The organism is Plantactinospora endophytica (assembly GCF_016862915.1).
In the GTDB taxonomy this organism is placed as follows: Bacteria; Actinomycetota; Actinomycetes; order Mycobacteriales; family Micromonosporaceae; genus Plantactinospora; species Plantactinospora endophytica.
In genome coordinates this window covers 1-20334 of the sequence record NZ_BONW01000009.1, presented here as the reverse complement: position 1 = coordinate 20334, position 20334 = coordinate 1, and the positions used below count along the sequence as shown (strand labels likewise).

At 71.0% G+C, this 20334-nt stretch carries 17 protein-coding genes; 5 read left to right on the top strand and 12 right to left on the bottom strand.

Going from position 1 to position 20334, the window contains the following annotated elements; genetic code table 11:
• Positions 1–47 precede the first annotated feature (47 nt).
• Entirely contained in the window at positions 48–2528 is a 2481-nt protein-coding gene (locus tag Pen02_RS10685) for a glycoside hydrolase family 127 protein (RefSeq protein WP_203865808.1), read from the bottom strand.
• A gap of 80 nt (positions 2529–2608) precedes the next feature.
• Entirely contained in the window at positions 2609–3910 is a 1302-nt protein-coding gene (locus Pen02_RS41715; RefSeq protein ID WP_239140453.1) for a cellulose-binding protein, read from the bottom strand.
• A 425-nt stretch (positions 3911–4335) separates the two neighbouring features.
• Here Pen02_RS41715 and Pen02_RS10675 point away from each other — a divergent pair, with 425 nt between their 5' ends.
• Entirely contained in the window at positions 4336–5460 is a 1125-nt protein-coding gene (locus tag Pen02_RS10675) for an acetate/propionate family kinase (RefSeq protein ID WP_203865807.1), read from the top strand.
• Positions 5461–5918: 458 nt separating this feature from the next.
• Here the strand turns inward: Pen02_RS10675 and Pen02_RS10670 are convergent, their stop codons facing one another.
• The 3 genes from Pen02_RS10670 to Pen02_RS10660 form a co-directional block, all read right to left on the bottom strand.
• Positions 5919–6173: a hypothetical protein gene (locus Pen02_RS10670; protein ID WP_203865806.1), complete on the bottom strand. Its 255-nt coding sequence runs from the start codon at positions 6171–6173 to the stop codon at positions 5919–5921.
• Entirely contained in the window at positions 6167–6343 is a 177-nt protein-coding gene (locus Pen02_RS10665) for a hypothetical protein (RefSeq protein WP_203865805.1), read from the bottom strand. The genes Pen02_RS10670 and Pen02_RS10665 overlap by 7 nt, the downstream gene beginning before the upstream one ends.
• 207 nt (positions 6344–6550) lie before the next feature.
• On the bottom strand, positions 6551–7744 hold the full coding sequence (locus tag Pen02_RS10660) for a helix-turn-helix transcriptional regulator (protein WP_239140451.1): 1194 nt from the start codon (positions 7742–7744) through the stop codon (positions 6551–6553).
• A gap of 150 nt (positions 7745–7894) precedes the next feature.
• On the opposite strand from Pen02_RS10660, the gene Pen02_RS42515 reads away from it, so the two are divergent.
• Positions 7895–8020, top strand: a complete 126-nt coding sequence (locus Pen02_RS42515) for a hypothetical protein (RefSeq protein ID WP_275413566.1) — start codon at positions 7895–7897, stop codon at positions 8018–8020.
• A 28-nt stretch (positions 8021–8048) separates the two neighbouring features.
• Here the strand turns inward: Pen02_RS42515 and Pen02_RS10655 are convergent, their stop codons facing one another.
• Genes Pen02_RS10655 through Pen02_RS10640 form a run of 4 tightly spaced genes read right to left on the bottom strand, consistent with a single transcriptional unit; the run spans position 8049 to position 12229 of the window.
• Positions 8049–8954, bottom strand: a complete 906-nt coding sequence (locus Pen02_RS10655; RefSeq protein ID WP_203865803.1) for an NAD-dependent epimerase/dehydratase family protein — start codon at positions 8952–8954, stop codon at positions 8049–8051.
• A 22-nt stretch (positions 8955–8976) separates the two neighbouring features.
• Positions 8977–9879 carry a carbohydrate ABC transporter permease gene (locus Pen02_RS10650; RefSeq protein ID WP_203865802.1) on the bottom strand — a complete coding sequence of 301 codons (903 nt, stop codon included), beginning with the start codon at positions 9877–9879 and terminating at the stop codon, positions 8977–8979.
• A complete protein-coding gene (locus Pen02_RS10645) occupies positions 9879–10856 on the bottom strand; it encodes a carbohydrate ABC transporter permease (RefSeq protein ID WP_203865801.1) in 978 nt (325 codons plus the stop codon). The genes Pen02_RS10650 and Pen02_RS10645 overlap by 1 nt, the downstream gene beginning before the upstream one ends.
• Positions 10853–12229 carry an ABC transporter substrate-binding protein gene (locus Pen02_RS10640; protein ID WP_203865800.1) on the bottom strand — a complete coding sequence of 459 codons (1377 nt, stop codon included), beginning with the start codon at positions 12227–12229 and terminating at the stop codon, positions 10853–10855. The genes Pen02_RS10645 and Pen02_RS10640 overlap by 4 nt, the downstream gene beginning before the upstream one ends.
• Positions 12230–12371: 142 nt before the next feature.
• Between Pen02_RS10640 and Pen02_RS10635 the strand changes: the two genes are divergently transcribed.
• Positions 12372–13703 (top strand): enolase C-terminal domain-like protein, encoded by a 1332-nt coding sequence (locus Pen02_RS10635; RefSeq protein ID WP_203865799.1) that lies wholly within the window; start codon positions 12372–12374, stop codon positions 13701–13703.
• Between the two features lie 120 nt (positions 13704–13823).
• Here the strand turns inward: Pen02_RS10635 and Pen02_RS10630 are convergent, their stop codons facing one another.
• On the bottom strand, positions 13824–15020 hold the full coding sequence (locus Pen02_RS10630) for an ROK family transcriptional regulator (RefSeq protein WP_203865798.1): 1197 nt from the start codon (positions 15018–15020) through the stop codon (positions 13824–13826).
• Positions 15021–15377: 357 nt separating this feature from the next.
• Positions 15378–15545: a hypothetical protein gene (locus Pen02_RS10625; protein ID WP_203856468.1), complete on the bottom strand. Its 168-nt coding sequence runs from the start codon at positions 15543–15545 to the stop codon at positions 15378–15380.
• Positions 15546–15845: 300 nt separating this feature from the next.
• Here Pen02_RS10625 and Pen02_RS10620 point away from each other — a divergent pair, with 300 nt between their 5' ends.
• Positions 15846–17021 (top strand): low temperature requirement protein A, encoded by a 1176-nt coding sequence (locus Pen02_RS10620; RefSeq protein WP_203865797.1) that lies wholly within the window; start codon positions 15846–15848, stop codon positions 17019–17021.
• 364 nt (positions 17022–17385) lie between these two features.
• Complete coding sequence (locus Pen02_RS10615; RefSeq protein WP_203865796.1) at positions 17386–18768, top strand: glycoside hydrolase family 10 protein; 1383 nt, start codon at positions 17386–17388, stop codon at positions 18766–18768.
• Positions 18769–19004: 236 nt separating this feature from the next.
• Here the strand turns inward: Pen02_RS10615 and Pen02_RS10610 are convergent, their stop codons facing one another.
• Complete coding sequence (locus Pen02_RS10610; protein WP_203865795.1) at positions 19005–20048, bottom strand: LacI family DNA-binding transcriptional regulator; 1044 nt, start codon at positions 20046–20048, stop codon at positions 19005–19007.
• Positions 20049–20334 lie beyond the last annotated feature (286 nt).

Sequence of the window (20334 nt, the reverse complement as noted above, 5' to 3'; positions counted from 1 at the left end):
CTCCTGTTCCTCGGGGGTTGGTGGTGGTCAGGCGGACCGCAGCGGGGTCACTGGCCGGTCGAGTTCAGCTCGGCGACCTCGGCCGCGCTCAGCGCCCGGGCGTAGACCCGGAAGCCGTCCACCGCGCCGGTCAGGTACGGGTCGCCGGAGTACTGCGACCGGCCGATCCAGTTGTTGGTGGTCGAGCCGAGCGCGGAGGGCCGGGTGGTCATCGCCGTGTTCCGGGCCACCTCGACGCCGTTCACGTAGAGCACTCCGGTGTTGCCGGTCTGGGTGACGGCGACGTGCGTCCAGGTGTTCACCGGGATCGCGGCCGGCCCGTTGAGCTGCTGTTCCGACCCTGCTCCCCCGCTGGTGACGGCGAACCGGACCGTCCCGGCGCTGCTCTGCGGGGTGAGGAAGAGGTACGCCCCGGTCCCGGTGCCGAAGTCGAAGACCCGGGCCCAGGCCGTGGCGGCGGTCCGGCGTACCCAGGTGGCGATGGTGAACGCGGTCGCGCCGGAGAGCAGCCCGGCCGGCAGGCTGACGTGCGCGCCGGTGCCGCCCAGGTTGACGGCGTTGCCGGTCCGGCCGGCGGTCCAGCCGGCGCCGCCGGTCAGCGTGCCGGTCCTGCCGTTGCCGGTGGCGTCGGCGGCGGAGGTGCCGGCGGTCTCGTCGAACCGGTAGTGCGCGACGAACGGGGCCGGCGGCGCCCCGGTCACCGTCCAGTAGACGGTGTAGCGCTGCCCGTGCATCTTGTAGAACGGCAGCAGGGTCACCGTGCCGGTGCTGGCGGTCGCGGTGTACTGCATCGGCGTCGAGGTCGGCGTGATGGTGGCCGGGTTCAGCGTCGGCAGCGCCGAGAGGTTCGTGCTGCCGTACGCCCCCGCGAGCACGATCGGCCCGTGCTTGACCGCCTGCACGGTGGAGTTGTCCGGGGTGGCCTCCCGGGTCAGCGCCATCGGCAGGCTGATCTCGACCACGTCGCCGGAGGACCAGGTCCGGTTGATCCGGGCGAAACTGCCGGCGGTGACGCCGGACTGCACGGTGCCGTTCAGCCGCACCTGCGCACCGCTGGCCCAGCCGGGGATCCGGATCCGCAGGTCGATCGCGCCGGAGCCGGTGACGGTGAGCCGGCTCGTCGAGGTCTCCGGGAACGTGGTGTCCTGCTGCACCGTGATGCCCCGGCCCGGCCAGACCAGCCGGGAGGCGGCGAAGAGGTTGACGTAGAGGATGTCGCCGTTGTGGAAGTAGATGCTGTCGGCGAGCTTGGTGTGTGTCTCCATCCCGGTGCCGTGGCAGCAGGTGAAGTTGCTGTAGTCGTTGCTGTACGTCTTGATGCCGCCGGCCCGCAGCGGCACGTAGTAGCAGTGGAAGCCATGCGACGAGCTGGGATTCTGCGCTCCGATCAGGTGGTTCCAGAGCGCCTTCTCGTAGTAGTCGAGATAGTCGAGCCGGCTCGGGTTGGTGAAGAAGAGCTGCCGGGTCAGCTTCAGCATGTTGTACGTGTTGCAGCACTCGCAGGTGCTGTCGGACAGCTCGCTGGCGATCCGGTTCGGCGCCTTGAAGTACTCGCCGTTGGAGTTGCCGCCGATCGCGTAGCTGTGCCGGTTGACCACGATGTCCCAGAAGTTGACTGCGATGTCGCGGTATCTCGTGGTACCGGTGGCGTGGTATTCGCGGATCGCGCCGAGGATCTTCGGGATCTGGGTGTTGGCGTGGTAGTTGTTCAGCGCGTCGGTGTTCGCGGCCAGCGGGTCGAAGATCTCCGCGTGGTCGAAGTAGCGGGCCGTGGTCAGGTGGTCCGGGTTCTCGGTGAGCTGGTAGAGGTTGGTCAGCACCTCGTTCATCCCGCCGAACTCGGTGTCCAGCATGTTCTGCCGCTGGGTCTGGCTCAGCCGGTCGTTGCGGAACTTGACCCAGGCCGCCATCCGGGTGAGCACGTCCAGCGCCTGGGCGTTGCCGGCCAGCAGGTGCATGTCGAGCAGCCCGGCCATGATCTTGTGCAGCGTGTAGTACGGCGCCCAGACCTGCTGCCGGGCCTCGACGCGGTCGATGAAGCTCTCCGGGTACGCGGACAGGTAGCCGGTGTTGTAGCCGGCGGCGGTGGCCCGGCTCTGGCAGATCGCCAACTGCGCCACCAGGTAGTCGCCCTTGGTTCTGAAGGCCGCCTGCCCGGTGTTCGCGTACGCCTGGGCCAGTGCGGTGAGCACGTGTCCGGTCGAGTGGCCGCGCAGTTCGGTCGTCGGCGACTCCCAGCCGCCGCAGGCGGTCGCCGAGGAGGAGAGCCCGTAGTTGAGCCGGAAGGTGTGCAGCAGCCGGTCGGCGTCGATGAAGTTCAGGTAGGACTGGGTACGGCCGGCGTTCGCCAGGAACGGGCCGCTGAGCAGGGTGACGGCGGTCAGCGGGAAGGCGTACGCGGAGACGCCGACGTCGGTCCGGGCGGCGGCGGCCGGTACGGCCGGCAGCGCTCCCGCGACCGCGGTGCCGACCGCGACGGCGGCGCCGGTCTGCAACAGGGCTCGGCGGGACAGTGCGGGTTGGTCCATGGGGTGGTCACCTCCGGGGGCGGGGGGTCGCCCGGCGACGTGGCCGGGCGACCCCGGATGGGGGTTCGAGCGACCAGGCGTCAGTAGCCGTAGCGGCTCTTCAGGTGCCGCCACCAGTCCCGGAACATCCAGCGGTCGAACTCGGTGATCGAGCTCGCGCTGCCGGCCTTCATGATGAAGCTGCTCACGCCGGTCGGGGTCCAGTCGTAGAAGTCGTCCAACCCGTAGGTGTGGCCGATCTCGTGCAGCAGGATGGTCATGTTCTCCGCGTTGATGCTGTTCATGAAGTACTCGCGGCCCATCCGTTGACCCCAGTCACCGCCGGCACCGCCGCCGAAGCCGTCGGTCAGCCAGAGCGACTGGTCGTAGTGCCGGGCCGCCCCGCCGGGACAGTTCGGGTACTGGCCGTTCTGGTTGAAGAACCGGCCGCACGGTGCCGCGCACTGCGGGGCGTTCTCCCGGATGTCGTTCACGTAGATGTCGACCGAGGTGTCCGACCACTGGAGCTGGGACCGGTTGCGTACCGCCCAACCGACCACCCGGATCGGCACGTCGGTGTACGGGAACGCGTTGTGCCCGACCATCACGTCCATCCACTTCTTGTGCTGCCGGGCCAGGGCGGCGTGGATCTGGTCCCGCTGCGCGGTGGTGACGTTGGCCGAGGAGTCCCAGCGGACGCAGTAGTTGACGTAGCCCCGGTTGGCGAACAGTTGGTCCCAGCCGTAGTTGCGGAAGCCGTACAGGTTGCCGTTGTTGTAGGTCTGCTCCTGGTGGCGCCAGACCTCGTCCAGCGGGGTGACCAGGTTGGACGGCGGGTTCCAGCCGGAGGACGGCGGCGTGGTCGGCGGGTTGGTCGGGCCGGTGCCGGGCGGCTGGGCGTGCGCCTTGACCTCCAGCAGTCCCACCGAGCCGGCGCCGCTGGCCAACAGCACCCGCAGCCGCAGCGTGCTGACCGCGTTGAAGGTGACCAGGTTGTAGCGGTTGGCCGCGACCGGGTAGCCGCTGGCTCCGGCGACGTCGACGTAGCCGCTGCCGTTCCAGCTCTGCACCCGCCAGGACGCCGGGACGCGTACCCCGCCGTTGTCGTCGAAGAAGTAGACCTCGGCGGCCCGGATGGTCTGCGGGGAGGTCCAGGTGAGCAGCACCCACTGCTCACCGGTGTTGGGCCAGGTGCCCCAGCGCGGGTTCTGGGTGTCGTTCGAGGTGGTCGGGTCGATCCCGTCGCGGATCGCCCCGACGCTCTCCCAGGGTGAGGTGTAGGACGCGCTCGCCGTCGCCGTCCAGGCCAGGTTGTCACCGGGCGCGGCCTTCGCCACCCCCATCCCGGTGAACACCAGGCCCAGCGCCAGCAACGGCGCGAGGGCCGGCCACCATCGCCTCATCGGACTGCCTCCTTCGCTCAAGTGATTGATGATGATCAATTTCTTGGCGCCGGGTCCGCCGGGTTCGGCAGGGCGGTGGGTATCGGCGTTCAGCACACGATGGCCTACGAAAAGGTTTTCGGCAAGATGTTGCGCGTATTACGAGGACGTAACGCCACGGTGGAGCAATCGCCTGTAACAGCGGTTGATCTTTACGGATGCTCCGAAAAGGTTCTCGAAACGATTTCGGAAAGGTCGGATCGGCAGGTAGGCGGGCGTGGATCCGTCCGGGCGGGGTAACGCCGTTCCCAACGGCGGCGGCACCGTCCCGGGACGACGTTCCCGGAACGAGACGACGGTGGGCGGACGGACGGGAACGGACGAGACGACGGCGGGCGCACCACGGAAGACGGTGGACATGTCGCGGGAACGGACGGAGGGCACGGATGCCGGACGGGACTGACGGGTCCGGGGCCCGGCCGCCGGTCGTACTGACCGTGAACGCCGGGTCGTCCAGCCTCCGGCTCGACTACGTCCGGGCCGGCGAGACCGCCGACGACCTGCACCGGACCGAGCCGCCCGGCTCGGACGCGGCGGACCGGGCGGTACGCGACTTCGTCGCCGCACACGACCCGCCCGACGCGGTCGGCCACCGGCTGGTGCACGGCGGCGACCTGGTCCACAGCCCGACCGTCGTCGACGACGCGCTCCGGTCCCGGCTCGACGGGCTGGCCACGCTGGCCCCGCTGCACCTGCCGCCCGCCCTGCACCTGCTGGACAGCCTCCGGGAGCGGCTACCCGACGTGCCGCAGGTACTCTGCCCGGACACCGCCTTCCACGCCCACCTGCCGGCCGCCGCCGCCACCTATCCGCTGCCCGCGCGCTGGCGCCGCCGCTGGGGACTGCGCCGCTACGGCTTCCACGGCCTGTCCTACGCGTACGCGCTGCGCCGCACCGCCGAACTGCTCGGCCGACCGGCCGACGGGCTCCAGGTCCTGCTGGCCCACCTCGGCGGCGGCGCCTCGGTCTGCGCGGTCCGGGACGGGCGCAGCGTGGACACCTCGATGGGCTTCACCCCGCTGGACGGCGTCCCGATGTCGAAACGGTCGGGTGCGGTCGACCCCGGCATGCTGCTCTGGCTGCTCGACGACGACCGGCTCAGCCTGGCCGAGCTGGCCGAGGGCCTCAACTCCCAGGCCGGCCTGCTCGGCCTCTCCGACGGTCGCTCCTCCGACACCCGCGACCTGGTCGCCGCCGCCGGAGACGACCCGGTCGCGGCGCTGGCGCTGGCGGTCTACGCCCACCGGGTACGCCGCGAGCTGGCCGCCGCCGCCACCAGCCTGGACCGGCTGGACGCACTGGTCTTCACCGGCGAGATCGGCTGGGACCAGCCCGAGGTACGCCACGACGTCTGCGCCGGCCTCGGCCTGCTCGGCGTGCGCCCGCCGCCAGGCGGCAACCCGGAGACCGACGCGGTGGTCTCGGCTACCGGCGCTCAGGTGCCGGTACTGGTCGTCGAGCCCCGGGAGGACCTCCAGGTCGCCGCCGAGACGCTGGCGGCACTGGGCTGAGCCGACCTCGCCCGCGCCGACGCGATCAGGTTGGACGTCACCCGCGTCAGTTGCCGCTCGCAGGTCACGGGGTGTCTGTCCCGGACCCGCCCATGCCGGTGATCCGACGCAACTCCTCGGGTGTCGGAGTCGACCGCAGGATCCTCACCGAGTCCGGCACCGCGTCGTCGCCGACGACTTCGAGCCAGGTGCCAGCGAGCTGGATCCGACCACACCACACGGCCGACAGCCGTCCACGGTGCGGGGCCAGTGCGCGATCATCACCTGCCGAGCCACCACGGTGACGAGCGGCCGGCGGTCGACGGGGATGATCCGGTCGGTGATGACGACCCACAGCGACCACTCGGCGGTCGGACACCAGATACCCCGACAACCGTTGCAGTGCCGGCCCTCGGCGTGGTTCGTGATCGTGGCCCACGCCCAGTCGGCAGCCAGACCCGGCGCGCTCTCGTGGCCGTTCACCGCAGCCGGTCCAACGCCGCGCGAACGTCCCCGGCGGTCACCTCGGCTGGCAGAGTACCGCCGAGCAGCACCCGGACCGCATGCTCCCGACGGTGCATCTCGGTCGCCCACCACCACAGCGGGCAGCCGTCCGGGCCACACCAGCCACACCCTCGCAGCGCGTGCCGACCGAGGACCAGGCGGGCGAACACCCGATCGACCGGCATCGGCCACTCGGCAGCCAGCCAGCGCCGCACCAGCCGGATCACCACGACGGCCCGCCCAGAATCGAATCTGCCGTCGTCTCTCGCTCGACCCGGCGGCGAACGGCAGCGAGCAGCGCCACACAGCCACCCCGGGGTCCGCACTCCGCGCACCGGCCGCCATCCAGGTGCCGCCGCTCGATCAACAGGTCCAACTGCCAGCGCGCGAACTGGTCCACGCCACGTCACCTCCCGGGTTCGTGGCGCCCCGGATCCCCGATCGCGAAGCGCCACTCTCAACCTGAACCGGCGCCGGTCCGGGGCGTCCGGGGGGACGGAGCCTCGGACCGGCCGGGACGCTCGGCTGCGACCGGTGGCGGACCACACGGGCCGGACGTCCCAGGTGCAGCCTGACCGCAGGTGTGGCGGCAAGGCGTAACAGGCTGTTAAGTCGCGTCGGTGTCTGGGTCGAGCGGGTCGATTCCCATCCGCCCCGCCAGCTCGCGCAGTTCAGCGGAGCCGTGGCGGCGCGCGTCGCGAACCATCTGCCCGACGATCTCCTGTACCGCCGGGCGAGAGCGTAGCTCCTGGCTGCTGATCTCGTCTGCGGCGAGGAACTGGCGAACGGCCTGGTCGGGCCGGCCCGCCAGGAACAAGCCCCGGCCGGCGTCGATGTGCAACCGAGTCCGACGCTGGACGTTCCGCAATGCCGACCGGTCGACCCGGCGCGCGTACTCGGGTGCCCGCTCCGGCTCGCCGTTCTCCAGTGCGATCGCAACCCGCCACGTCGCGACGTTCGCGGGAGTGAACTCCATCCGCCACCGGTCCGGCCCGTTCGCGCGCGGCAGCGCGGTCCGCGCCTCGGCGTAGTGCGTTGCCGCGTCGTCGGCGCGACCGAGCGACGCCGCCGAGATCGACGCGTGTAGGTGCAACATGCCGTACCACGTGGCCAGGTCGCCGGTGTGGGTATCGCCGAGAGCGTGGGCGGCAGCGGTCGCGGTGGACAGCGAGCGGCGCTGCGCCCCTCCCGTGAGCGCCACCTGGGCGAGGGCGAATGTGGCCGCCGCCGTCTCGTCCGGCTCGCCGAGTTGCACCGCAGCGATCTGGGCTCGCTCGGCGAGCCGCATCGACAGGTCGATGTGGCCCATCGACTTGAGCCCGGTCGCGGCGTAGAACGCCACCCGGACGAACATCGCCAGGCCGGCGCGCTCGGTGGCCGGTGCGGTCGCGAGCAGGCGGGTCTGCGCGACGAGATCCGGGAGCAGGCCGGCCATGGTGGTGTAGTCGCACGCCATCCGGGCTCGGCCCGCCTCGTTCAGCCGCCGCGCGACATCGTCGGGGTCGGGTATCGGTCCGTCGGGGTCGTCGTCAAGCGCCCGACGGATGCCCGGAGCTGCTGAGTACGCCGCGAGTTCGGCCCGATCACGTGGTCGGCGAGGCTGGGCGGTGAGGTCTTCGACACGTATGCCGAGCGCCGACGCCAAGGCGATGATGAGGGCCCGTTTCGTGACCGCACGCCGACCGTTCTCGATCATCGAGATGTAGGCGTGGCTGACGCCTACCCGGTCAGCCAGCTCCTGCTGGGTCATTCCGGCGATGTCGCGCCACGACGCGACGCGCAAGCCGATCCAGTCGCGCACGGTGCCTCTCCCCCCAGGTAGCGGTCGGGGCGGCGGGCTGCCGGCCGCTGCTCCGGCGGGCCGCCATCTTGGACGGTACACCGCTGATCGGTCCGGAGATCGCCGCTGCTTGCCGGCGTGGCCGACCGGCACGGATCTGGGGTGAGAGCTATGCCGAACGACGCGCTGTGCGCGGCGATCGCCGATGCGAAGACGACGGATGGACGGCGCCTGTTCGACCAGTACGCCGCCCACGTGGAGCATCTTTGGGCCGCCGGGCTGGCTGTCGGCGAGTAGCTGTCGACGGGTCGACCCACCCGGAGGGTCAGTCGGTCGGGTCGGCGTCCCGCCAGCCGTGGCGGGTCTCGAAGCCGAGCAGCCGGCGCGCGGCGGAACTGTCCAACGGGGAGTCGACGCCGCCGAGCGGCGCCCGGACCCGGGTGTCCGGATGGAACCGGGTCAGCAGCTCGGCCGTGGGCACCGTCGTCGAGGTGTCCGGCGCGGCGACGTTGAAGACGTGGTGCCCGGTCAGCCCCGAGGTCAGCGCGGCGTGCACGGCCCGGGCCGCGTCCCGGGTGTCGAGCCAGCTCCACAGCTCCCGCCGGTTGACAGCCACGTCGCCACGGATCCGGGCCAGGTGGCCGGCCAGCCGGTCGCCGTCGCCGACGAACGGAAAGCGCAGCAGAATCGTCGGCATCCCCCACCGCCGGGTGGCGAACGCGCCGACCTGCTCGGTCATCGTCTTCGACAGCCCGTACGAGTCGATCGCCACCGACGGCTGCGCCTCGTCCACCGGCACGTACGGCGGGGACAGGTCCCGCTCCGCCCAGGCGTACCCGTACGCGGCGACGCTGGACGCCGCGACCGCGCAGCGTACGCCGGCCCGGCCGGCACCGTCGAGGACGAGGTAGGCGCCCCGGACGTTCTGCGCCAGGGTCTCGTCCTCGGGCACCTGCCCCGGTGCGGGGATCGCGGCGAGGTGCACGACGGCGTCGACCGGTCCTCCGAACGGACGCAGGCTCTCCGCCACGAAGTCCCGGTCCAGTACGTCGCCGACCAGCACCCGCTCGGCCTTGGGGCTGGCGAACGGCGCCCGGTCCACCGCCACCACCCGCAGCCCCGAGTCGGCCAGGTACGGCACGACGACGTTGCCGATCACCCCGGCCGCGCCGGTGACCAGCACCACCGCGTCGGCGTCCGGACGCCATCCTCCGGTCCCCTGTTGGGACATGTTCGCTCTCCCTACTTCCCGGTCAGCCCTTGATCGCCCCGGTGAGGCCGTTCACGAAGTACCGCTGGGCGGCGAGGAAGAGAATGATCACCGGGATGACCACGATCAGCGCACCGGCCATCAGCGAGTTGTACTGCACCACCTGTGACGACTTCAGCGCCTGGAGCGCGATCGGCAGGGTGTAGGTGGCGGGGTCGTTGAGCGAGACCCGGGTCAGCAGGTACTCGTTCCAGGTCGGGATCGCGGTCAGCAGCGCGATCGTGACCAGCGCCGGGCGGGCCAGCGGCAGGTACACCCGGGTGAAGATGCGCAGCTCGCCGGCACCGTCGACCCGGGCCGAGTCGCGCAGTTCGGACGGCACCGCCCGGAACGCGTTGGTCAGCAGCAGTACGGCGAACGGGGCGGTGCCGTTGACGAACGGCAGGACCAGTCCGAGGTGCGTACCGAGGATCGCGAGGCGGTTCTCCAGCAGGACGACCGGGAGCAGCGTGACGACGCCGGGTACGAATAGCAGCGCGACGAAGAGCCGGTACAGCGCGCGGCGGCCGGGGAAGTGCAGCGCGGCGAAGGCGTACGAGGCGGCGGAGTAGATCACCACCACGCCGATCGTGGTGGCCCCGGTGACCTTGAGACTGTTCACGAAGTAGTCGAAGAAGTGCAGCCGGTTCCAGGTGTCGACCAGGGTGCTCAGCGTCGGGTCGCGCGGGACGAGGTGACCGCCCGCGATGACCTCCTGCTGGGTCTTGAAGGCCGCCGAGACCATCCAGAGGAACGGATAGAGGCTGACCACGGCGTACCCGGCGAGCAGCAGGCCGATGACCGTGCGGGCGAGGACGACCCGGGCCGGCCAGCGGCGCGCTCGGCGCGGTACGGCGGTGGGCGGAGCGGTGGCCTCGGTCGCGGCCGGCGCGGTACGGATAGCCATCACCGCTCCCGGGTGACGCGCAGGTTGACGAACGCCACCACCACGGCGGCGACGAAGAGCATCCAGCCCAGTGCACTGGCCAGACCCAGCGTCGGGGCGAGTTCCGACTGGAACGCGAGCCGGTAGGTCTGTAGACCGAGCACGTTGGTGTGGTCGCCCGGACCGCCGTCGGTCATGATCAGGAAAATCTGGAAGCCCTGTAGCGCGTCCCGCAGGTTGAGCAGCAGAATCACTGCGGTGATGCCGCGCAGCAGTGGCCAGACCACGCTGAGGTTCACCCGCCACCAGCTCGCGCCGTCGATCTGGGCGGCCTCGGTCAGCGCGGGGTCGATGGTCTGCAATCCGGTCAGGTAGAGCAGCGTGGCGACCGGTACGGCGGACCAGACCATGATCACGATCAGCGTGGGCAGCGCGGTGTCCGGGTTGCCGAGCCAGCCCTGCGGCTGGGACAGCGAGCCGAGCCCGAGCGCGCCGAGCAGCGTGTTGATCGCCCCGTTCGGCTCCAGCACGTACTGCCAGGCGAGATAGACCGCGATGCCGGTGGTGATGTACGGGACGAAGTAGACCGAGCGGAGCAGCCCGACGAACCGGCGGGCCCGGTTGAGCGCCAGGGCCAGCGGGAACGAGATCGCGACGGTGAGCAGCGGTGCCGCGATCATTACCCAGACGGTGTTCAGCGCGGCGGCGCGTACCGGTGGGGAGAAGACCGGGCTGGCCCAGAGCAGGTCGGTGTAGTTGCGCAGGCCGACCCAGAGCCAGGTCGGGGTGAGCCCGTTCCACTGCACGAAGGAGAGTTGCAGCCCCCAGAAGAGCGTGTAGACGCCCATCACGGCGAAGAGCACGATGGCCGGGGCGACGAAGGCGTACGCCCAGGCAACCTCCCGCCCCTGGTAACGCCGCCGGTGCCCGCGACCCCGGCCGGTGCGGCCACGGGTGACCGTGGCCGCACCGAGCGACGTGGGAACGTCGGTGGTCATTTCCCTGACCAGTAACCGTCGATGATCTTCTGGACCCCGGCCGCCGCAGTCGGCACGTCGGCCTTCTTCAACGGGGTCAGCTCCATCAGCGACCGGGCCACCACCGCCGCGTCGTACGACGGCGGCTGGTGCGTGGTGTCACCCGGGTTGTACGCGTCGGCGCCGGAGCCGAACGAGCCGATCATCGCGCCGAGCACCGGGCCCAGGTTGCCGGTCGGGTCGCCGCCGAGGTCGACCGGCGGGATGTCCAGGGCGTCCTTGGCGAACTGGCTGGCCACGTCGGTCTGGGCCAGGTGCTCCAGCCACTTGACCGCGCCGTCCTTGTTCTTCGTCGTCGCGGAGACCGACAGCCCGGTCAGGGCGAACGGCGCCAGGCTCAACTCCGGTACGGCGCCGCCCTTCGGCGAGGGCACCGGGAAGGTCACGATGTTCTCCGTGTTCATCCCGTTCTGGGACAGGAACGCCAGCGTGAAGGTGCCGCCGACGACGAACGAGGAGCGGCCCTGTGCGAACGCCAGGTCCGCGTCGTCGATGGTCAGCGTCTGGGTGCCCGGCATCCAGTACGGCGTCACCTGGTTGTAGCTGTCCAGCACGGAGCGGCCGTTGGCCGAGGTCCAGTTCCGGGCCGGGTCGTTGGAGAAGAGTCCGGTGAAGCCGGCCTTGCCCAGCTTGCCGTACGCCATCGGCTGCATCAGCCACTCCATGCCGGTGGTCGGCGCCTGGAAGCCGATGCTCAGCCCGCCGTCCTGCGGTCGCGCCTTCTGCACCGCCGCGAGGGCGGCGACGAAGTCCTCCCAGGTCTTCGGCGACTCGGTGATGCCGGCCGCCGTCAGCCGCTCCTTGTTCGCGTAGACGATCCCGAAGGTGCCGATCGTCAGCGGTACGCTGAACCGCTGGTTGAGCTTGATGCCCGCGCTCTTGGCACCCTTCTCCTGGGACTGCTTGAAGTACCGCTCGGTGACGGTCCCCTCGGCCGCCACCGACGGCAGGTAGCGGTCGGTCCAGGTGGCCTCCTCGGTGAGGTCCTCCAGCAGACCGGCCGCACCGAAGGTGAAGTCGTCGCCGTTGGTGTGCACCTCGAAGACGTCGGGCAGGCTCCGGGTCTGCGCGGCGGCCTGGGTCCGGGCGATGAAGGCGTCGTCCGGGGTGATCGCCTCGACGGTCACGCCGATCCCGGTCTTCTGCTTGAAGCTTTCGGCGGCCTTCTGTAGCGCCGCGACGTGGGACTGCTTGAACGTCCACATCGTCAGGTTCTTTCCGTCGCCCGAGTCGCCGCCGCCACCCGGGCCGCAGCCGGTGACGGCGCCGGTGAGCGCGAGGATCGTGGCGAGTGCGAGGTAGGTGCGGGCTGATCGAGGTAAGTATCGGTTCACGCTGCGCCTCTTCCATCCCTATGGTGGGGTTGCTGGTCAGGGGGGCTTGCTGGTCGCGCCGACGAAACAGAACGTAAATCAATTTGATATATAGTGTCAACACGTCGTCGAGTCCGTCCGTCAGCCGAAAGAGGGCACCCCGATGCCAGCGCCTCCGCCAGCGGAATCCCCGGTCCAGACGCCGGCCCGGACGCCAGCCCACGCACCGGACGAGGCGCCGGTCCTCGCCCCCGCACCGTGGACCGCGCCCGGCGGCGTCCGGGTCACCCGGGTACGCACCTTCCTCTGCGCCCCGCAGGGCTGCCCGTACGTCATCACCCGGGTCGAGACCGACCAGCCCGGACTGTACGGCCTCGGCTGCGCCAGCGATCCACAGCGGACCCTCGCCATCCGGTCCGTCGTCGACGACTACCTCGGTCCGATGCTGCTCGGCCGGGACCCGGCGGACATCGAGGACCTGCACCGGCTGCTGCTGAACAGCGGTTACTGGCGTGGCGGCTCGATCGCCAACAACGCGCTCGCCTCGGTCGACGTCGCGCTCTGGGACATCAAGGGCAAGGTGGCCGGCCTCCCCCTGCACCAACTGCTCGGCGGCCGGGCCCGGGAGTACGCGGAGGCGTACACCCACGTCGACGGGGCGGACGTCGGCCAGGTGGTGGAGCTGGTGCTCGCCGCCCGCGAGCGCGGGTACCGACACGTCCGGGTGCAGGTGGCGGTACCCGGAACGGACACCTACGGTACGGCGCCCACCGACGAGCGGCAGGCCGCGGACCGGCGGCTGCGGCGGGAGTCCTGGGACAGCCTGGCCTACCTGCGGCACGTGCCCCCGGCGCTGGTCCGGATCCGTGAGCAGGTCGGCGCGGACGTCGAACTGCTGCACGACGTGCACGAACGGCTGACGCCGGCCCAGGCCCGGCAGTTCGTCCGGGCCGTCGAGGACGCCGGACTCTACTTCCTGGAGGACGCGCTGGCACCGGAGGACGCCGCGCACTTCCCCGGGCTGCGCGCGGCCGGCAGCACCCCGCTGGCCGTCGGCGAACTCTACGCGGACGTCACCCAGTACCTTCCGCTGCTGGAGCAGCGGGTGATCGACTATGCCCGGATCCGGATCCCCACTCTTGGCGGGCTGACCCCGACCCGCAAGCTGGTCGCCGCGTGCGAGCTGTTCGGGGTACGCACCGCGCCGCACGGGCCGGGCGACGTGAGCCCGGTCGGGCAGGCGGCGAACGTCGCCCTCGACGTCTCCTCCCCCGCGTTCGGGGTGCAGGAGGCGGCGACCTTCCGAGACGCCACCCGGGAGGTCTTCCCCGGTGCTCCGGTGCCGGTCGCCGGCCGGTTCCATCCGTCCGGAGCGCCCGGCCTGGGCGTCGACTTCGACGAGGTGGCGGCCCGCCGGTACCCGGTCACCGCCCCGCTGGAGCACGACCGCTGGGCCCTGCTGCGGGCCACCGACGGCAGCGCACACCGCCCGTGACCCGAGCGCCCGGTCCGGCGTGACCCGAGCGCCCGGTCCGACGTGACCCGAGCGTCCCGTCCGGCGTGACCCGAGCGGTCCCGGCCCGTCCGGCCGGCGCATGGAACAGGCCGGGAACGGCTACGCGAGCAGCAGGGACTGGGGGCGGGCCGACAGCGTCTGGTCGAGTACGAGGCAGGCGGCGCCGACCGCGCCCACGTCGTCGCCGAGGGCCGTACCGGTGACCGCCGTCTCGTGCATCTTCCCGACGAACGGCGACGCGGCGACGATGGGGTTGATCACCGGCAGGAAGAGCCGGCCCAGGTGCGGCCAGATCGGGCCGCCGAAGACGATCAGTTCCGAGTCGACCAGCGTGGCGGCGGCGCTCACCCCGAGCCCCACCCGGCGGGCCCAGCCGTCGATGATGCTCCGCGCGCTGGAGTCACCGGCATCGGCGAGCGCCACGAGGTCGAGCAGGCTCCGCTCCGCCTCGCCGGGCCCGACCGGCGCCTTCTCCCGGCCCAGTACGCCCCGCTCGATCGCCTCCTCGACCAGCGCGTACGTCGTGCAGTTGGCGTCCAGCCCGCCGATCTCGCCCGCGTTGCCCGAGACTCCACGCAGGACGACGTCGTTGACCACCACGCCCATCCCGGAGCCGGTGCCGAGGTAAAAGAAGAGGAAGTTCCCGGAGTGTACGGCGGCGCCCGCCCACCGTTCGGCGATGGCCGCCGCGATGACGTCCTTGTCCATCACCACCGGCCACCCGGTGGCCAGCGACAGTTGGTCCCGCAGTGGAACCCGTTCCCAGCCGGCCAACTGCGGCGGCTCGACCACCGCACCGGCCACCGGGTCGATCGGCCCGGGCACGGCGACGCCCAGCCCCAGGATGCGTTCGCGCGGGATGCCGGACTCGTCGACCAGCCGTTGCACCGCCGTACTCATGTCGGCCAGCGTCTCGGCCTGGTCCACGACCTGCGGCGTCGGCTGCCGCATGCTGTGCACCACCCCGCCGATCAGGTCGAGCACCACATAGGTCACCACGGCCGGATCGAGGTGTACGCCGATCGCGAAGCTGCCGCCCGGGCTCACCTGTAGCACCGTGCGGGGCTTGCCGACCCGCCCGCCCTTCTTGCCCGCCTCGACCACCAGCCCACGGTCGAGCAGCCGGCGGCAGATGTTGGAGACGGTCTGCGCCGACAGGCCGGTGGCGGCGGCGAGTTCGACCCGGCTCAACCCGTCGGGTGCGCGCCGGATCGCGTCGAGCACGACCGACTCGTTGAAGTCACCCACCCGGGGAAGATTGGTCCCGCGCCGAACAGTCGGTTGGTCGATCGTCACGCCCGTTCTCCCGGCTCGGGTCTGGGGTGCCTTGAGCGTAGCCGGACGGCAACCGTCCCGGGCCACGCGCCCGGCCGGGCGGATCCCCGCTTCACGCGACCTGCCGGACCGGCACGGCGCTCCTCCGGGGCCTCCGAGGCTTCTGTAGCCACCCGGGCCGCCAGGGCCGCCGGGGCGGCACGCCGATCGCCGTCGCGGAGGACGGTAGGGCAATCGCTTCCGCCACGGGGACGTCCTCCAGGGGTCGGCTGAAGGACCATTCTAAATCAAACTGATGTACTTATCACCATCCCGCCTCCGACGGCCCGGGTTCGCCCGGCCCGGGCACGGGTCGGGCCGTCGGGCGGCTCAGGAGGTTCAGGCCATCAGGCGGGTCAGGAAGTCGCCGATCCCCTGAGCGATCGCCATCAGCACCGCCCCGATCGTCTCGACCAGGTCGGCGGCACCGTCCGGCCGGAACGCGACGAAGAAGATCAGGAAACCCACGAAAAGCCAGGTCAGGACCTTCTTGGCAAGTACGGGCATCTCTCCTCCGCTGGGGCCTCCCCCGTCGTGTGCCGACATCGGGAGTCTCGGTGTCACGAGAGCTGACGCACGCCCTCCGGCGAGTGCTTCGCATCCCCGTCCGGACCGGCCCGCAAACGACCCCGACGCCTGCGCCCCGACGCCACCGGTCGACTCGGCCGCAGGACGGGCTTCCGTCCGGTGCACGTCGCTCGCCTGATACCGGGTATTACAGCATTGGTCGGCGATAAGATGTTGATTATCCCTCGTTATCCGCTTGGCCCCGTTATCGGCGGGCCGAACGATTCCGGTGGAGGCAGGTTGACCAGCCCTGGCGGCCGACCGGACGTGCTGCGCGGGCCGGAGGACGGCCGGGTCACCACCATCGAGCTCTTCTTCGACGTGGTCTACGTGCTGGCCGTGACCCAGGTGACCGAGTTGCTGCTGCACCGGTTGGATCCGGCCGGCGCCATCGGGGCCGCGGTACTGGTCCTGGCCGTCTGGTGGGCCTGGGTCGACACCGCCTGGATCACCAACTGGTTCGACCCGGACCAGCCCCGGGTACGGGTACTGCTGATCGCGCTGATGGGGATCAGCCTGGTGATGTCCTCGGCGCTGCCCGACGCGTACGGGCAGCACGGGCTCTGGTTCGCCGTGGCGTACGTGGCACTGTCGGTGGGCCGCTCGCTCTTCGTCGCCTCGGCCCTGGCCCGCCGGTCCGACCTGCACCGCAACTTCCAGCGGCTGCTGGCCTGGCGGACGGCCTCCGCGCCGCTCTGGCTGGCCGGCGGATTCGTCTCCGGCCCGGTTCGGCTGGGCCTCTGGGCCACGGCGGTGGCGATCGACACCTCGGCGGCGGCCTGCGGTTTCTGGGTACCGACGATGGGCCGGTCCACCCCGGTGGAATGGGCGATCAACGGGGCGCACATGGCCGAGCGGGCCCGGCTCTTCGTGATCATCGCGCTCGGCGAGTCCATCCTGGTCACCGGCACGGTCTTCGGCGAACTCCGCCGGGACTGGAGCACCCTCGCCGCCCTGGCCACCGCCTTCGTCGGCAGCGTGGCGCTGTGGTGGATCTATTTCGACCGCAGCGCCGAGGCGGCCCGGAACGCGATCGTCGAGGCGGAGGAGCCGGGCCGGCTCGGCCGGTCGGCGTACACCTACCTGCACATTCCGATGGTGGCCGGCGTCATCGTCACCGCGGTCGGGGACGACCTCACGCTGCACCATCCGACCGGTACGGCCGATCCGGCCGTGGTCGCCACCGCGCTGGGCGGCCCGGTGCTGTTCCTGACCGGTTTCCTGCTGTTCAAGCGGGCGATCCTCGGCATCTGGTCCGTCACCTACCTCGTCGCGGTCGCCGTACTGGTCGCGCTCGCCCCGCTCGGCTGGGTACTGGGCCCGCTGGCGCTCTCCGCCCTGGGCACGCTGGTGGTCGTGGCGGCGGCGGCCCGGAGCACGGTGGTGGCGGCACGGGCGGGGCACCGGCCCCGGTGACACCGATGCCGGCGCGCTTCGGACTCAGGGGTCATCCTCGAAAACTTTCGGAACTCCACGTCCCGCAGCGAGCGGCGCTGGTCCGGAACGACACCGCTCCACGCCGTTGGGGTTCTCGAATCCGCAGATCAGGAGCTAGGCCCGAATCTGTTCGGGAGCCGAAGGACGCCGGAACGTTTCCGGAACCTGTTGACCCTCGACGATCTCCGATGCGAGACTATGCATCCATTCAGGTCGATTGACGCCATCCCGTCCGGCACCGCTCGAATCCGGCGGATCGGTGGTCCCTCGACCGTTCCACACCGTGACGTCCGGACGGCCCACCACCCTGCGCCCGTCCGGCCATCCGCCAGAAGGGGCAGAGATGATCAGGAACTCCACCGGCGGCGCCAGAGACCCGAGAACGCGGTTCCGCACCCGGTTCGCGCTCGTCGTCGGCGCGGTCGGCATCCTCGCGACCGTCGGTGCCGTCGTACTGCCCAGCACCGCCAGCGCCGCGAGCACCCTCGGCGCCTCCGCCGCAGAGCGGGGCGGGCGCTACTTCGGCACCGCCGTGGCGGCGAGCAGGCTCGGCGACAGCGCGTACACCACGATCCTGAACCGCGAGTTCAACCAGGTGACGCCCGAGAACGAAATGAAGATCGACGCGACCGAGCCGCAGCAGGGCCAGTTCTCGTACGGCAACGCGGACCGGATCGTGCAGCACGCCCGCAGCCGCGGCATGCAGGTACGCGGACACACCCTGGCCTGGCACTCACAACAGCCCGGCTGGATGCAGAACATGTCCGGCAGCGCGCTGCGTTCCGCCATGCTCAACCACGTCACCCAGGTCGCCACCCACTTCCGGGGCCAGGTCGCCTGGTGGGACGTGGTCAACGAGGCGTTCGCCGACGGCAGCAGCGGCGCCCGCCGCGACTCCAACCTCCAGCGCACCGGCAACGACTGGATCGAGGCCGCCTTCCGGGCCGCCGACGCCGCCGATCCGAACGCCCAGCTCTGCTACAACGACTACAACATCGACAACTGGAGCGACGCCAAGACCCAGGCCGTCTACCGGATGGTCCAGGACTTCAGGTCCCGTGGCGTACCGATCGACTGCGTCGGCCTCCAGTCCCACTTCACCGGCGGCTCCAACTACCCGAGCAACTACCGCACCACCCTGTCCAGCTTCGCCGCCCTCGGTGTCGACGTACACATCACCGAGCTGGACATCCGCAACGCGCCGTCCGACGCGTACCGCAACGTGACCAACGACTGCCTCGCGGTGTCCCGGTGCAGGGGCATCACCGTGTGGGGCATCCGCGACTCGGACTCGTGGCGCTCGGGCGAGAGCCCGCTGCTGTTCAACGGCAGCGGCCAGAAGAAGGCGGCGTACGACGCGGTGCTCACCGCGCTGAACAACGGCAACCCGCCCGGCGGCAACCCCACCACCCCGCCCGGCGGCAACCCGACCACCCCGCCGCCGGGTGGCGGTGGCTGCACGACCTCGGTGACCGCCGGCACGGTCTGGGGCGACCGCTACAACACCTCGGTGACGGTCAGCGGCGCCAGCAGTTGGACCGTGGTGGTGGCCGTCACCTCACCGCAGTCGATCAGCACCACCTGGAGCGGCAGTGCCAGCCTGAGCAGCAACAACACCGTGCTGACGATGCGCTCCAACGGCAGCGGCAACACCTTCGGCTTCACCACCATGATGAACGGCAACTCCAGCGCCCGACCGCAGGTCAGGTCCTGCACCGCCGGCTGACCGAACCGAGCGTCTCCTCGCCGGCCGTGCGGCCACCACCGCACGGCCGGCGGCACGTCACGGCGGACCGGCATACTGCGGCAACACCACCTCGGGCGCCAGGCAGGGAATCCCGTCCGGGTCGTGCCGGACGATCTCTCCGCGTACGGGCCGGACGATTTCGCCTACGGGCCGGACGATTTCCGCGTACGGGCGGCTGATCCGCTCGTACCGCCGGAGGAGCCGGGGCGGTCGGTTCAGGCGGACCTGCGGCGTACCAGGTGGGTGTCCAGGAAGATGGCCGGCGAGGGGATCTCGACGCCACTGATCTGCGCGACCAGCAGCCGGGCCATCTCCCGGCCCATCGTGATGACCGGCTGGTGCACCGAGGTCAGCGGCGGATTGGCGTGCAGCGCCAGCGAGGAGTCCTCGTAACCGACCACCGCCACGTCGGCCGGGATGCGCCGGCCGGCCTCGTGCAGCACCTGCATCGCCCCGAGCGCCATCAGGTCCGAGGCGGCGAAGACGGCGTCCAGGTCGGGGCGCCGGGCCAACAGCCGGCGCATCGCGTCGAGGCCGCTGTCGGCGCTGAAGTCGCCGTACTCGATGAGGTCCTCGGAGACCGGCCGACCGTGTGCGGCGAGCGCCTGGCGGTAGCCGGCCAGTCGGGTCACTCCGGCGCCCATGTCCTGCGGCCCGGCGACGGTGGCCACCGTGCGACGGCCGATCCCGATCAGGTACTCGACCGCCTGCCGGGCGCCGCCCGCGTTGTCCACGTCCACGAAGTACGCGGGCTGGGCGTCCGGGTTGAGCATCCGGGCCGGCCGTCCACCGATGACGGTCGGCAGGCCGCGTTCCATCAGCAGTCCCGGCAACGGATCCGCGTCGTGCAGGGAGATCAGCATCACCCCGTCGACGTGCTGGTCGGTGAGCTGGTGCTCCATCTTCTCACCGCCGCCGGGCGACTGGATCCAGGACAGCCACAGTTGCAACGGGGTGTCGGCCAGTCCGGCGCTGACTCCCCGGGCGATGCCGGCGAAGAACGGCTCGCCGAACGCCCGCTCGCCGGACTCGGAGATGACCAGCGCCACCGAGTCGGTCCGCTGCGTGACCAGGGCTCGGGCGGCGCGGTTCGGCACGTACCCGAGTTCTCGGACGGCCGCCCACACGGCGGCCCGGACCGTCGGACTGACCTGTGAGGAGTTGTTGACCACCCGGGATGCGGTGCCACGCCCGACGCCCGCCCGCGCCGCGACCTCGCTCAGCGTGGGCCTTCCGGGGTCGCGGCGATGGGATCTCATGATGTGCTCCCGGAACGTGCGTCGATCAATGGTGGCGTCATGATGGACGGCTGCCGAACCGGCCGCCGTACCCGACCGGTGCACCGCGCGGACGCGCCGCTCACCGAGGTCCTTACATCGATGATGATATGGTTTCCGCCCGGCTTTCGACCCCGGCCGTCCGGTCCGTCCCGTCACCGGTTCGACCACCGGCGGCGGGGCCCGTCGGTGCCACGCGCGGGCCACCGGCAGGGCTGGTCGGCGCCACGCGCAGGCCACCGGCAGGGCTGTGCGTTAGCCACCGCCA

What these genes read in the sequence shown, in the direction of transcription:
- Pen02_RS10685 (WP_203865808.1), bottom strand. Translation starts at nt 2,528, where the DNA reads ATGGACCAACCCGCACTGTCCCGCCGAGCCCTGTTGCAGACCGGCGCC.
- Pen02_RS41715 (WP_239140453.1), bottom strand. Translation starts at nt 3,910, where the DNA reads ATGAGGCGATGGTGGCCGGCCCTCGCGCCGTTGCTGGCGCTGGGCCTG.
- Pen02_RS10675 (WP_203865807.1), top strand. Translation starts at nt 4,336, where the DNA reads ATGCCGGACGGGACTGACGGGTCCGGGGCCCGGCCGCCGGTCGTACTG.
- Pen02_RS42515 (WP_275413566.1), top strand. Translation starts at nt 7,895, where the DNA reads ATGCCGAACGACGCGCTGTGCGCGGCGATCGCCGATGCGAAGACGACG.
- Pen02_RS10655 (WP_203865803.1), bottom strand. Translation starts at nt 8,954, where the DNA reads ATGTCCCAACAGGGGACCGGAGGATGGCGTCCGGACGCCGACGCGGTG.
- Pen02_RS10650 (WP_203865802.1), bottom strand. Translation starts at nt 9,879, where the DNA reads ATGGCTATCCGTACCGCGCCGGCCGCGACCGAGGCCACCGCTCCGCCC.
- Pen02_RS10645 (WP_203865801.1), bottom strand. Translation starts at nt 10,856, where the DNA reads ATGACCACCGACGTTCCCACGTCGCTCGGTGCGGCCACGGTCACCCGT.
- Pen02_RS10635 (WP_203865799.1), top strand. Translation starts at nt 12,372, where the DNA reads ATGCCAGCGCCTCCGCCAGCGGAATCCCCGGTCCAGACGCCGGCCCGG.
- Pen02_RS10625 (WP_203856468.1), bottom strand. Translation starts at nt 15,545, where the DNA reads ATGCCCGTACTTGCCAAGAAGGTCCTGACCTGGCTTTTCGTGGGTTTC.
- Pen02_RS10615 (WP_203865796.1), top strand. Translation starts at nt 17,386, where the DNA reads ATGATCAGGAACTCCACCGGCGGCGCCAGAGACCCGAGAACGCGGTTC.
- Pen02_RS10610 (WP_203865795.1), bottom strand. Translation starts at nt 20,048, where the DNA reads ATGAGATCCCATCGCCGCGACCCCGGAAGGCCCACGCTGAGCGAGGTC.